The sequence below is a fragment of the Lysobacter oryzae DSM 21044 genome (assembly GCF_059568595.1).
Genome location: NZ_JCANTQ010000013.1, coordinates 128112 through 141033 on the forward strand (window position 1 = coordinate 128112; position 12922 = coordinate 141033).

Here is a 12922-nt window from a genome sequence, read left to right on the forward strand (position 1 = left end):
CATTTGCTAGGCTCGCGCCATTCCGCGGGGGCTTCATGGCACCAGATTCCAGTAGGCACTCTCAGTTCGACCTGCTTCGGCAGCGACGTTTCCTGCCGTTCTTCCTGACCCAGTCGCTGGGCGCCTTCAACGACAACGTGTACCGGCTGGCGATCATCGGCCTGCTCGGCTTCCTCGCGGTCAGTCCCGAGGACAAGACGCTCTACACCAACCTCGCGCCGGCGATCTTCATCCTCCCCTACTTCCTGTTCTCGGCCACGGCCGGGCAGATCGCGGAGAAGCTGGAGAAGTCGAAGCTGATCCGCATCACCACCACGATGGAAATCGTGATCATGTCGGTGGCGGCGATCGGTTTCGTCACCCAGAACATGGTGGTGCTGCTGGCGGCGCTGTTCGCGACCGGGGTGCAGTCGACGCTGTTCGGGCCGGTGAAGTACTCGATCCTGCCCGCGGTGCTCAAGCCGGAGGAACTCACCGGCGGCAATGGCCTGGTCGAGATGGGCACGTCGATCTCGATCCTCGCCGGGATGCTGGCCGGCGGGCTGATCTTCCAGCTCGCTGGTGCGCACGGGCCCGTGGTCGCGGCCATCGCCATCGTGCTGCTGGCGATCACCGGCAACGTGGTGAGCCGCTTCATCCCGCGCGCGGAAGCCGGCGCGCCGGACCTGCGCATCGACTGGAACCCGTGGCACGAGTCGCTGCAGATCATGCGCCTCACCCGCCGCCAGCTTGGCGTGCGCAACTCGGTGCTGGGGGTGTCGTGGTTCTGGTTCTTCGGCACGGTGATTACCTCCAACCTGCCGACCTACGCCGAGCTGCACCTGGGCGCGCCGCGCGACGACGCGACGATCTACATCCTGACGCTGGCGCTGTTCTCGGTCGGCACCGGGGTGGGCTCGCTGCTGTGCGAGAAGCTGTCGGCACGCACGGTCGAGATCGGCCTGGTGCCGATGGGCGCGATCGGCATGACCGGGTTCCTGCTCGACCTGTACTTCGCCCGCAGCGGCGTGGCGCCGGTGGCGGGACTGGATGCCGCGGGCTTCCTGCGCCAGCCGGGGGCGTGGCGGATCGTGATGGACCTGGTCGGCATCGGCGTATTCGCCGGCTTCTTCCTGGTGCCGCTGTTCGCGCTGATCCAGAGCCGCACGCCCAAGGGCGAGCTGTCGCGGGTGATCGCCGGGGTCAACATCCAGAACGCGTTCTTCATCGTGCTGGCCGCGGGCGTGGGCATCGCCGCGCAGCGGCTGCTGCACTGGTCGATCCCGCAGCTGTTCCTGGCCCTGGCCATCGTCAATGCGCTGGTGGCGATCTGGATCTTCACCATCGTGCCCGAGTTCGCGATGCGCTTCGTCAGCTGGCTGCTGGTGCGCACGCTGTACCGGCTGAAGCTGCACGGCATCGAGAAGCACGTGCCCGACGAGGGCCCGGCGCTGCTGGTGTGCAACCACGTCAGCTACATGGACGCACTAATCCTGTCGGCGAGCATCCCGCGGCCGGTGCGCTTCGTCATGTACTACAAGATCTTCCGCATCCCGGTAATGAGCTGGATCTTCCGCACCGCCAAGGCGATCCCAATCGCGGGGGCGCGCGAGGATCCCGCGGTGATGCAGCGCGCGTTCGACGCGATCGATGCGGCGCTGGCGGAGGGCGAGATCGTCGGCATCTTTCCCGAGGGCGCGCTGACCAGGGACGGCGACATCGCGAAGTTCAAGTCGGGCGTGGAAAAGATCCTCGAGCGCCGGCCGGTGCCGGTGATCCCGATGGCGCTGCGCGGCATGTGGACGAGCATGTGGAGCCACCGCGACGGACGCCTGGGACGCATGCGCGTGCCGCGGCGGTTCCGCGCGCACGTGGACGTGGTCGCGGATGCGGCGATGGATCCGTTCCTGGCGTCCGCTGAGGTGCTGGAAGCGAAGGTGCGGGTGTTGCGGGGGGATGCGGCGTAAGCCGGCGGCGGGACTGCCATTGCCGGCGCCGCGGTGCGCAGTGTTGAGGTGTTGCGGGACGTCCCTCGTTCGCATCGCCATGCCGCGGGTTGTGGATCGGACGCTTGTGTCGTCCTGACCTTGCGCTTGCAGCAAGGGACACGCGTGATGCACTGCGTTTTGTCGCCCTTGTCGCGGTGACGCTGCCGAACGCGCGCTGCTAGGATGCCGGCCAGGGCCGCACGGCCCACAGGGGATCCATCCACCAACGTCTGAGGGGACACGCCATGAGCACACCGCCGTCATTTCCGCCGGAACAAGCGCAGTCGTACGGAGCAGTTCCGAATTACCTGGTCTGGGCGATCCTGATCACCGTCGCCTCGCTGTGCCTGTGCTGCGTCGTCGGCACGATTCCGGGCGTGGTGGCGATCGTGTTCGCCGCCCAGGTCAACAGCAAGCTGTCGGCGGGCGACCGCGCCGGCGCCGAGAACGCGTCCAAGCAAGCCAAGCTGTGGTGCCAGATCACCACCGGCCTGTGCATCCTGGGCCTGCTGATCAACATCGGCATGCGCATCGCCGGCTACGACGGCGCGCAGTACTGGAAGAACTGGGCCGAGCAGATGGAGCGTCGCTGATCCGCAGCGGCGGCCGCTCGAACATGCGCGTGATGCCCTCGCCCCTGCAATCCCGCCCCGCGCTGACCGCCACCGCGGTCATCACGGTGGCGCTGGGCGTGTGGCTGCTGCGCGCGTTCGATCCGAACACGGCGGGAAGCTGGTTCCCGTCGTGTCTGTTCCACGACATCACCGGCTGGTATTGCCCCGGTTGCGGCATCACCCGCGCCCTGCATGCGCTGGTGCATTTCGACCTGTGGCGCGCGCTGGCGATGAATCCATTGCTGGTACTGAGCCTGCCCTTGCTCGCGCTGATGGCGCTGCAGGGAGCCTTGCAGCGCGTGCTGCTGCCCGGTGGCATCGCCCGCCTCGCCTTCGATGGCCGCTGGTGGATCGGCGCGTTGCTGCTGTTCGGCATCGTGCGCAACCTGCCGAGCTTCGAGTGGCTCGCGCCCGGCGGGTTGCTTTAAGGCAAGTTACCGGTCGGCGACTGCATCAGCGGCGGGCGAACCGCTGGCCCACGCCACTTACGCGACGAAGCCCGCGATCACGAACAGCGCCAGCACCGCCAGCCACACCAGCAGGCTGCGCCACACCAGGCTCATCGCATCGCGCAGTTCGGGCAGGTCGGTCGCGGTCATGACCGTGCTGGGCGAAGGCGGCGGCGTGGCGACAACGCCGTTGTCGTCCGCATAGTCCGCGGCTTCCTCGGCCAGTTCGGTGCGCACGCTGGCGCGCCCGGCGGCGTCGAGAAAGCGGTGATCCAGGGTGAATGCCGCACCGCCGGCTTCGCGCCATGCGCCCAGGACGGTATCGAAGTTGCCCACCAGCGCGAGCGCCAGCGTGAGCAGTTGCGCGACGGGCCAGTCGAGCAGCTTGAGCAGGGTGGCCGCGCCGGCGCGGGTTTCCATCGGCAGCTTGCGCGCATAGGCGCCTTCGCCGGACAGCGCGACGAGGCGATAGAGCAGCGCGCCGCACGGTCCGAGCACGAGGAACCAGAACAGCACCCCGAACCAGCGGCGCAGCGCATTCTGGAACACCGCCGACACCAGCGCGCCGCCATCGATGGTGAGCGGCGGCGCGTCGGGCCACAGCCTGGCCATCGCTTCGCGCCGGGTCGCGGCATCGGGGGCATCCACGATCGCGTCGATGTCGAGGTCGAGGTCGCGCGGCCCCCATGCATAGAACAGCACGGCGACGGCGAACAGCACGCCGACCAGGCCGTACAGCGGATGCCGCAGCGCGAGCTGGAACAACAGCACCGCGAGCAACGGCGGCGCCAGCGCGAGTGCGATGCCCCAGCGGCCGCGCCAGAAGCTGCCTTCCGGGAACTGGGCATCGAGCCAGTCGAGCCAGCTGGCGTACCAGTCGAAGTGGCGCACCGCGGCCGCGAGCGACTGCGCCATGTGGCCGATGACCAGGGCGGCGACTACGGCGAGCAGGGTGACGGCCATGGACGGATCCTTGCGGACGGTCGCTCGACGAGCGGGGCGGACGGCGCGTCCAATTCTAGCCGGTCGCTTGCCCTACCTGCCTGGACCAACGCGGGCGGAGCGTCATAGTGGACATCGCGACGGTGGCGGACATGCCGCGTGCGCTCAGCGCACGCCCTCCGCCCACAGGTCGATCAGCCAGCGCGCGATCGACAGCCGCGGCGACACCAGCAGGCCGGTGCCATCGTCGCGGGCGGGGTCGGCTTCGCGCGCCTGCGCTTCGCGGACTTCCTCGCGGGTGAACCAGCGCGCGTCCTCGAGCTCGTCGCTGCTGCGCGGCGTATCCGGATGCGCGTCGGCGACGAAGCCGAGCATCAGCGAACTCGGGAACGGCCACGGCTGCGAGCCGAGGTAGCGGCACGACTTCACGCGCACGCCGGTTTCCTCGAGCACTTCGCGGGCGACGGTGTGTTCGAGCGATTCGCCCGGCTCGACGAAGCCGGCGATGGTCGAGTAACGGCGCGCCGGCCAGCTGTTCTGGCGGCCGAGCAGCAGGCGTTCGCCATCGCTGACGGCGACGATCACCGCGGGATCGGTACGCGGGTAGTGCTCGGCCCTGCACTGCGTGCACGTGCCCAGCCAGCCACCGCGCGAATACACCAGCGCGCCACCGCAGACGCCGCAGTGGCGATGGCGCTGGCGCCAGTGCTGCACGGCGCGCGCCTGTGCGAACACCGACGCTTCGAAGTGTGGCCAGTGCGTGGCGGCGCTGCGCAGGTCGGTGCGTTGCGGCGCCTGGAATGCGGTGAGCGCGGCATCGAGCGCGAACCAGGCCTGGTTGTCGGGATCGACGCCGAGGAAGACCGCGGCACCCACGCCACCGGGCCCTTCGCTCAGGCGCGCACCGGTAGGCGCGAGCAGGCGACGCTGGTCGTCGGCGAAGGCATGGCCGTTCTCGTCGAGCAGCACGATGCGCGCCTGCGGCCACAGCCGCGTCAGCGCGTCGTCGTCGGTGCGCAGGTGGTCGGCGCGGTCGAGCGCGGCGCGGACGGCGTCGGTTTCAACGAAGGCGAACGGGGATGCGGGCATCGGGCGATTCGCGACGTTAGGGTGCGCGGATTATCGGCGATGGAGGGATGGCCGGTGCGACCAGGGTCGCGCCCTCATCGGCCTTGCTTCGCGACGCCTCGCGCCAATGGCGACGCCGCCAGGGATAGCCGTCCTTACGCCGAGAACGAGGACCCGCACCCGCAGGTCGTCTTCGCGTTCGGATTGCGGATCACGAACTGCGCGCCATGCAGGCTCTCGGTGTAGTCGACTTCCGCGCCCATCAGGTACTGCAGGCTGAGCGGATCGACCAGCAGGGTCGTGCCATCGGTGCGCACGGCAAGGTCATCCTCGCCCTGCTGCTCGTCGAACTCGAAGCCGTACTGGAAGCCGGAGCAGCCGCCGCCCTGGATGTACACGCGCAACTTGAGGTCGGGGTTGCCTTCCTCCGCGATCAGTTCGCGCACCTTGGCGGCGGCGGCGGAGGTGAACTGCAGCGGGCGCTCGAGCGCCTGGTAGTCGGGCGCGAGGGTTTCGACGGGGGTGATGCTCTGGCTCATGCCCCCAGAATGGGGCGCGGGCGCCGTGCATTCAACCCAATGGGCCTGACCAGGCCTATTCGGCCACGGTCTGGCCGCGCACCGCCTCGGCCCAGGTGAACGATTGCTCGATCGGCGCGCCCGAGCGCGGCTGCAGCCGCACCGTGACCTTGGCCGGGGTCACGTCGGCGGGCAGGAAGACATCGCCTTCCACCTGCTGGAAGTATTTGAACGAATACACCACGCCCGGCGCGGCGGACTGCTGGCGCAGGTCGGTCCAGGCCAGCTTCTGCAGCTTGCCGCCGCGCGTGGCTTCGACCGAGAGCGTCAGCACGCCTTCGCTGATCGCGCCGCGATTGAGGTTCTGGGTCAGCGTGCTGGTGAAGTGCCAGGCCGAGCCGTTCTGCTGCTGCATCTTCAGCGCGTGCACGGTGAGGCCGCGACGCTGGGCCGTAGCGCCGACGAGGCGCTCGTAGAAGGCGACATCGGCTCGGAGGCCGGCGATTTCCTCGTCGCGATCGGCCAGCGCGCCCTGCAAGTCGCGATTGGCGTCGCGGCTGATCTGGTCGGAGCGGGTGAGCGTGGCGACGCGCTGGCGCAGCTGTTCGGCTTCGTCCTGCAGGTTGCCTGTCTCGCGGCGGAGCGTGGCGATCTGCGCGCGCGGATCGCCCGAAACCGGCGAGAACACCTGCCACAGGCCCCAGCCGCCGAAGGCGAGCGCGGCGAGGAAGAGCAGGCCCATGACGAGGACGCCCCAGTGCTCGCCCAACCAGGAAGTTTGCTGGCGTTGATACATGCGCCGAGATTAGCCGCATCGGCCGCCGCCGGTGTGTGCCGGCGGTAACGCTGTGGCCAGCAGCCCGGACCGGGCCGCGCGAGGTTCAGGCGACGGCCACGTCCGGCGTGATCGGCGTGACGTTGTCATGCACGGCGACGGTCTCGGTATGGATCAGGCGGCCGGTCAGGGTGGAGCCGGCGATCATCTCGATCACCTTGTAGTGCACGTTGCCATTGACCCGGGCCTTGGGGTGCATCTCGACCAGTTCGCCATGGGCATCGCCGACCAGCTGGCCGTTGATGACGACGTTCGGCGCGCGCACTTCGCCTTCGATCACGCCGGATTCGGCGATGGTGACCTGGGCGGGCTCGCCGTTGCTGGCGATGACCTTGCCGATGATGCGGCCCTCGACGTACAGGCCGCCGGCGAAATGGAAATCACCGCGGATGACCACCTGCGGGCCGATCAGGGTATCGACCTGGCCGGGGGCGACGGTCGACTTCTTGTCTTTCTTGAACATGGTTTTCCCCAATTGAAGGAACCGTCCCGGGCAGTGGAACGTCCGGCGCCGGCGCGGCGCGCATGAACCGCGGCGCAGCAGCCACCCGGGCCGGACCGGGCGGCAATCCCCTTCCCCTATACTCGCGGCGGAGTCGGCGAGCCTATTTTATTGGGAGACGGCCATGTCGGATGCGCACCTGTTCGCAATTGGCGTCGTGCTGGCCTGGTTGGCGGGCATCCGCGTCTACCTCACGGTGTTCGGGGTCGGCCTGGCCGGGGCCCTGGGCTGGCTGGAGCTGCCGACCGCCCTGCAGGTAACCCAGTCGCCGTGGGTGATCGGGGTCTCCGGCGCCCTGGCCGCGGCCGAGTTCTTTGCCGACAAGATCCCGGGCGTGGATTCGGGCTGGGACCTGCTGCACACGCTGCTGCGGGTGCCGGCGGGCGCGTTCCTGGCGGCGGCCACGCTGTCGCCGGACGGGCACCTGGGCGCTGGCGCGCTCGCTGCCGGTGCCGGCGTCGCCCTCACCAGCCATGCGCTGAAGGCGGGTTCGCGTGCCCTGCTCAACACCTCGCCGGAACCGGTCACCAACTGGACCGCATCGGTAACCGAGGACGTGGCCACCGTGGGCGGACTGGCCCTGGTGTTCGCGCATCCGTGGCTGGCGCTGTCGATCGTGGTGTTCATCACCGCGGTCTTCGCGCTGGCGTTGTGGTGGGCTTGGCGCAAGCTGTTCCGGCGGCGGCCGCCGGCCAATGGGGCGTCGACGGCCTAGCGTCGACCACGCACCGGGCACGCAAACGAAAAACGCCACCTCGCGGCGGCGTTTTTCATGGGCCCGGCGGTCGCGCTCAGCCTTCGATCTTCATCGCCAGGTAGTTCTGCTCGCCGACGCGGTCGATCAACGCGAGCTGCGTTTCGATCCAGTCGATGTGCTCCTCCTCGGATTCGAGGATGTCCACCAGCAGGCGGCGGCTGACCAGGTCCTTGATGCTTTCGCAGTAGGCGATGCCCTCGCGCAGCATGGGCAGGGCATCGAGCTCGAGGGCGAGGTCGCAGGTGAGCACTTCGCGCGGGCCTTCGCCGATGCGCAGCTTGCCAAGGTTCTGGAAGTTGGGCAGCCCCTCGAGGAACAGGATGCGCTCGGCCAGCTTGTCGGCGTGCTTCATCTCGTCGATCGACTCGTGGTACTCATGTTCGGCGAGTTCCTTGAGCCCCCAGTTCTTCAGCATCCTGGCGTGCAGGAAGTACTGGTTGATGGCAATCAACTCGTTGTAGAGCGCCTTGTTGAGGTATTCGATGACCTTGGCGTCGCCCTTCATGGCGGTGCTCCGTGCGGATTCGTTGCCGGACTCTAGTCCGGGCGCCGGCAAAGTGGCGAAACGCGAATCGAACGCATCCGCCGGACGGGGCTATGACCGCTAGGCGCCGGCGGGAACAATGAAGTCGCTGGAATCAGGCGGCCTGGGACAGGACCGGCAGTGGAAGCTCGTGCACGGCGCGGGCTTCGTCGAGCAACTGCGCCGCCAGATCCAGGCAACTGCCGCAGGCCGCGCCGGCGCCGGTGCGCATGGTGAGTTCGGCCACACTGCGGCATCCGGCCTCCGCGGCCTGGCGGATGTCGCGATCGGTGACTCCGTTGCAGATGCAGACGTACATGGCGGATCTAATGATCGCAGCCGGGTCGGCCGCGGCGATATTCCGCCATGGATGAGAATGATTGTCAATTAGACGAGGGCTCAGACCCGCCGCGGGCCTGCGAATCCGCCCGCGAGCGCGGCCGCAGGCGGTTGCGGCCGGAGTTGCGGCGCGGATCGCGCACGAGGTCCGGCCCCGGCATCGGCACCGCCTGTACCCCGGCGACCTGGCGCGCCACCGGGGCGAGATGGCGCAGGGCGCTGCTGTACACGCCGCGCTTGAAGGTCACCACATGCTCGACGGGGTACCAGAAATCGACCCAACGCCAGTGGTCGAATTCGGGCTTGTCGGTCAGGTCCAGGCGCAGGTCGCTCTCCTGCCCCATCAGCTGCAGCAGGAACCAGACCTGCTTCTGTCCGATGCACACGAGGCGGTCCTGGCGGCGGATCGCGCGTTGCGGCAGGCGGTAGCGGAGCCAGCCGGGGGTGGCGCCGAGGACCTCGACATGTTCTGGCAACAGGCCGGTTTCTTCGCGTAATTCGCGATACATGGCCTCCAGCGGCGTCTCGTCGCTGTTCATCCCGCCCTGTGGGAACTGCCAGCCGTCACGATGCACGCGGCGGGCCCAGAACAGCCGGCCGTCCGGATGCATCAACACAATGCCGACGTTAGGTCGGTAACCGTCCGGATCGATCACGATGCGGACTCCAACTAATGCACTGCGACCGACTCTGCCACGCGGCCCCGCGGCGGACAAGCAAGGCGGCGAAGGATTGACGGGAGCTGGCCGAGCCGGAATAATTCGCGGCTCGCTGCGGGAATCGCATCCGCGTGGCTATGTAGCTCAGCCGGTTAGAGCACAGCACTCATAATGCTGGGGTCGGTGGTTCGAGTCCACCCATAGCCACCATTCCTCCAGTCAAGAAAAAGCCCCGCCGAAGCGGGGCTTTTTCGTATCCGGTCGCCATGCCGGTTTCAGTCGCGCTTCGCACGGGCGAACGCCGCCGCCAGCGCGTTGTTGGCCGGCGCCGGCGTCGAACTGCGATGGTCGCGCGGACCCCGGCGATCGTCGCGACCACCACGCGGCGCTTCGGATGATTTCGCGTCGCGCTGCGCCGGAACCGCATCATCGAGTCGCCGCGTCAGGGCGATGCGCTTGCGCGCCACATCGACTTCGAGCACGCGCACCTTGACGATGTCGCCGGCTTTCACCACGTCGCGCGGGTCCTTGACGTACTTGTCGGACAGCGCCGAGATGTGGATGAGGCCGTCCTGGTGCACGCCGATGTCGACGAACGCACCGAACGCGGCGACGTTGCTGATAACGCCTTCGAGGATCATCCCGACCTTGAGATCCTTGATCTCCTCCACGCCCTCGGCGAAGCGGGCCGCCTTGAACTCAGGGCGCGGATCGCGACCGGGCTTTTCCAGTTCCTTGAGGATGTCGCGCACCGTCGGCACGCCGAACTTCTCATCGACGAACTGCTCCGGCTTGAGCCCACGCAGCAGCGGCGCGTCACCGATCAGTTGCTTCACCTCGCGCCCGCACTGCTTCAGGATGCGCTCGACCACCGGGTAGGCTTCCGGGTGGACCGCGGACGCATCCAGCGGCTGCTCGCCACCGGCGATGCGCAGGAAGCCCGCGCATTGCTCGAAGGTCTTCTCGCCCAGGCGCGGCACTTTGAGCAGCTCCTTGCGGCTCCTGAATGCGCCATTGGCGTCGCGGTAGACGACGATGTTCTCCGCCACGGTGGACGACAGGCCGGACACGCGGGTCAGCAGTGCGGCGGAGGCGGTATTCACGTCGACGCCGACCGCATTCACGCAGTCCTCGACTTTCGCATCCAGGGCGCGCGCAAGCCGGAACTGATCGACGTCGTGCTGGTACTGGCCGACGCCGATCGCCTTGGGTTCGATCTTCACCAGCTCGGCAAGCGGATCCTGCAGGCGGCGCGCGATGGATACGGCGCCGCGGATCGAGACGTCGAGGTTCGGGAACTCTTTGGCCGCGAATTCCGACGCCGAATACACCGACGCGCCGGCTTCGGACACGACGATCTTCTGCATCTTCAGTTCCGGGGCGAGCTTGATCAGGTCGCCCGCGAGCTTGTCGGTCTCGCGCGAGGCGGTGCCATTTCCGATCGAGATCAGCTCGACGCCGTGCCTGGCGCACAGCGCGCGCAGCGTGTGCAGCGACTGGTCCCACTGGCGCCGCGGTTCGTGCGGATAGATCGTGTCATGCGCCAGCAGCTTGCCGGTGCTGTCGACCACCGCGACCTTCACGCCGGTGCGCAGGCCGGGGTCCAGACCGAGCACGGCCTTGGGGCCCGCGGGCGCGGCGAGCAGTAGGTCCTTGAGGTTGTGGCCGAACACGTCGATCGCTTCGGCCTCCGCCTTTTCGCGCGCCTGTGCGAACAGGTCGAGCAGCAGGTGCAGGTGCAGCTTGGCCTTCCAGGTCAGTCGGCACGTGTCCTGCAGCCATTTGTCGGCGGGACGCCCCTGCGACTTCACGCCGACGTGGTGGGCGACGCGGCCTTCGGCCAGCAGATGGCCGGCATCGGCGTCGCTGCCCGGATCGAGATCGAGGAACAGGATCTCCTCGCGGCGCGCGCGGAACAGGGCGAGCAGGCGGTGCGAGGGAATCTTCGCCAGCGACTCGCTGTGGTCGAAGTAGTCGCGGTACTTCGCGCCGTCGTTCTCCTTGCCTTCGGCCACGCGCGCGCGGATCACGCCGACCTCGTGCAGCCAGTTGCGCAGGTCGCCGACCAGCGCGGCGTCCTCGCCCCAGCGCTCCATCAGGATCGCGCGCGCGCCGTCGAGCGCGGCCTTGGTGTCGGCGACGCCCTTCTCGGCATCGATGAATGAAGCGGCGAATTCGTCCGGTGTCTGCATCGGATCGGCGAGCAGGCCGTCGGCGAGCGGCTCCAGCCCGGCCTCGCGCGCGATCTGCGCCTTGGTGCGGCGCTTGGGCTTGTACGGCAGGTACAGGTCCTCCAGGCGCGATTTCGAATCGGCGCCGAGGATGTCTGCACGCAGCTCGTCGGTGAGCTTGCCCTGCTCCTCGATGCTGGCCAGCACCGCGGCGCGGCGGTCCTCGAGTTCGCGCAGGTAGGTCAGGCGTGTCTCGAGGTTGCGCAACTGGGTGTCGTCGAGGCCGCCGGTCACTTCCTTGCGGTAGCGCGCGATGAAGGGAACGGTGGCGCCTTCGTCGAGGAGCGCGATGGCGGCCTGGGCCTGGGCGGGTTGCGCGCCGATCTCGGCGGCGATGGTGGAAGCGATCTGGCGGGCGAGCTGCGGGGAAATCTCGGGCATTGCGTCGTTCGGCATCGTTGCTGCGGGAATGCCGGCCGATTGTGGCAACGTGTCCGCCGCGGCGTAAGCATTGACATTCCGCGGGGCACACGCCGGGCGCACCCCGGCGCGCGATCGGGCGCGCCTGTAAAATTGGCGCATGGATATCTTCAAGGTCTTTACCCTCGAAGCCGCACACCGGCTGCCCAACGTGCCCGAGGGCCACAAGTGCGCGCGCCTGCATGGGCACTCGTTCCGGGTCGAGGTGCACCTGCGTGGCGAGATCGGTGCGCAGACCGGCTGGGTAATGGACTTCGGGGATGTGAAAACGGCCTTCCAGCCGCTCTTCGACCAGCTCGACCACCACTACCTCAACGACATCCCCGGACTGGACAACCCGACCAGCGAACGCCTGGCCGTCTGGATCTGGGACCGCCTGAAGCCGGGCCTGCCGCTGCTGAGCGAGGTCGTGGTCCACGAGACCTGCACCTCGGGTTGCCGTTACCGCGGGCCGTAATCTCGCGGCCCCCGGCTGCCCCCCCCCCCCCCCCCCGCAAGCTCCTCCTGAACGGTCACTCGGCTGTCATTCCGCCGTTGTTGCAATGCAACAAAAAGCGGTTTATGCTGCGCCGCACAATCGGTCTTCGGACCATTGCCACCCACAGGAGCCGCCATGTACCAGTTCAACGAACAGTTTGCCGCCGCCTCGCGCCAGTTCGCAGACACGGCCGCCCAGATCAACAAGATCGCTCTCGAGAACGTCGAGGCCGTTTTCGGCCTGCAGCTCGGCGCGATCCAGGACCGCGCCAACGCCACCTTCGCCTTCTTCGGCGAAGCCAGCCAGGCACGCGACCTCGACGCCCTCAAGACCCTGCTGCCCAAGGGCGTGCAGATCGCCCGCGAGAACGTCGAGCGCGCCGTCGCGGTGGGCCAGGACGTCTACGGCCGCACCCTGAAGGCCAACGAAGCCATCGGCCAGATCGCCAAGGCCCAGCTCGAAACCGTCGCCGCCAAGACGCAGGCTTCGGTCGAGGAAGCCACCGACAAGGTGGTCAAGGCTGCCAAGGCCAAGTAAGCGCAAAGTCTCTCTCTCCACCCCCGTGGAACAAACGACCCGGTAGTCCTGCTACCGGGTTTTTTGTGCCTCGCCGCCAACGT

The 12922-nt window shown here is 68.0% G+C and carries 15 protein-coding genes and 1 tRNA gene; 7 read left to right on the plus strand and 9 right to left on the minus strand.

The features are described 5' to 3' along the window. The first annotated feature begins 35 nt into the window (after positions 1-35). The 3 genes from BP05_RS12815 (at position 36) to BP05_RS12825 (ending at position 3009) form a co-directional block, all read left to right on the plus strand. Positions 36-1946, plus strand: a complete 1911-nt coding sequence (locus tag BP05_RS12815; protein ID WP_496364059.1) for an MFS transporter — start codon at positions 36-38, stop codon at positions 1944-1946. 266 nt (positions 1947-2212) lie between these two features. Beyond that, on the plus strand, positions 2213-2560 hold the full coding sequence (locus BP05_RS12820; protein WP_496364061.1) for a CD225/dispanin family protein: 348 nt from the start codon (positions 2213-2215) through the stop codon (positions 2558-2560). A 32-nt stretch (positions 2561-2592) separates the two neighbouring features. Beyond that, the gene (locus BP05_RS12825) at positions 2593-3009 is read left to right on the plus strand and encodes a DUF2752 domain-containing protein (RefSeq protein ID WP_496364063.1); all 417 of its coding nucleotides are present in this window, start codon (positions 2593-2595) and stop codon (positions 3007-3009) included. A gap of 57 nt (positions 3010-3066) precedes the next feature. Here the strand turns inward: BP05_RS12825 and BP05_RS12830 are convergent, their stop codons facing one another. From BP05_RS12830 to BP05_RS12850, 5 genes are all read right to left on the minus strand, one after another. Continuing rightward, positions 3067-3993, minus strand: a complete 927-nt coding sequence (locus tag BP05_RS12830; protein ID WP_496364065.1) for a hypothetical protein — start codon at positions 3991-3993, stop codon at positions 3067-3069. Positions 3994-4137: 144 nt separating this feature from the next. Beyond that, a complete protein-coding gene (gene nudC, locus BP05_RS12835) occupies positions 4138-5061 on the minus strand; it encodes an NAD(+) diphosphatase (protein ID WP_496364067.1) in 924 nt (307 codons plus the stop codon). 134 nt (positions 5062-5195) lie between these two features. Beyond that, on the minus strand, positions 5196-5579 hold the full coding sequence (erpA, locus tag BP05_RS12840; RefSeq protein WP_496364069.1) for an iron-sulfur cluster insertion protein ErpA: 384 nt from the start codon (positions 5577-5579) through the stop codon (positions 5196-5198). 55 nt (positions 5580-5634) lie between these two features. After that, a complete protein-coding gene (locus BP05_RS12845) occupies positions 5635-6354 on the minus strand; it encodes a DUF6776 family protein (RefSeq protein ID WP_496364071.1) in 720 nt (239 codons plus the stop codon). A gap of 85 nt (positions 6355-6439) precedes the next feature. After that, entirely contained in the window at positions 6440-6856 is a 417-nt protein-coding gene (locus BP05_RS12850) for a bactofilin family protein (protein WP_496364073.1), read from the minus strand. A gap of 163 nt (positions 6857-7019) precedes the next feature. On the opposite strand from BP05_RS12850, the gene BP05_RS12855 reads away from it, so the two are divergent. Next, a complete protein-coding gene (locus tag BP05_RS12855) occupies positions 7020-7610 on the plus strand; it encodes a DUF4126 domain-containing protein (protein ID WP_496364075.1) in 591 nt (196 codons plus the stop codon). Between the two features lie 76 nt (positions 7611-7686). On the opposite strand, the gene bfr is transcribed toward BP05_RS12855, so the two are convergent. From bfr to BP05_RS12870, 3 genes are all read right to left on the minus strand, one after another. Further along, on the minus strand, positions 7687-8157 hold the full coding sequence (gene bfr, locus BP05_RS12860; RefSeq protein ID WP_496364077.1) for a bacterioferritin: 471 nt from the start codon (positions 8155-8157) through the stop codon (positions 7687-7689). Between the two features lie 133 nt (positions 8158-8290). Further along, a complete protein-coding gene (locus BP05_RS12865; protein ID WP_496364079.1) occupies positions 8291-8494 on the minus strand; it encodes a (2Fe-2S)-binding protein in 204 nt (67 codons plus the stop codon). A 64-nt stretch (positions 8495-8558) separates the two neighbouring features. Next, positions 8559-9170 (minus strand): RNA pyrophosphohydrolase, encoded by a 612-nt coding sequence (locus tag BP05_RS12870; protein WP_496364081.1) that lies wholly within the window; start codon positions 9168-9170, stop codon positions 8559-8561. 136 nt (positions 9171-9306) lie between these two features. On the opposite strand from BP05_RS12870, the gene BP05_RS12875 reads away from it, so the two are divergent. After that, positions 9307-9383 (plus strand) — tRNA-Met (locus tag BP05_RS12875). Between the two features lie 65 nt (positions 9384-9448). Here BP05_RS12875 and BP05_RS12880 read toward each other — a convergent pair. After that, positions 9449-11785, minus strand: a complete 2337-nt coding sequence (locus BP05_RS12880; RefSeq protein WP_496364083.1) for a Tex family protein — start codon at positions 11783-11785, stop codon at positions 9449-9451. A 139-nt stretch (positions 11786-11924) separates the two neighbouring features. Between BP05_RS12880 and queD the strand changes: the two genes are divergently transcribed. Then, positions 11925-12281 (plus strand): 6-carboxytetrahydropterin synthase QueD, encoded by a 357-nt coding sequence (gene queD / locus BP05_RS12885; protein WP_496364085.1) that lies wholly within the window; start codon positions 11925-11927, stop codon positions 12279-12281. Between the two features lie 156 nt (positions 12282-12437). Further along, complete coding sequence (locus BP05_RS12890) at positions 12438-12839, plus strand: phasin family protein (RefSeq protein ID WP_496364087.1); 402 nt, start codon at positions 12438-12440, stop codon at positions 12837-12839. Positions 12840-12922 lie beyond the last annotated feature (83 nt).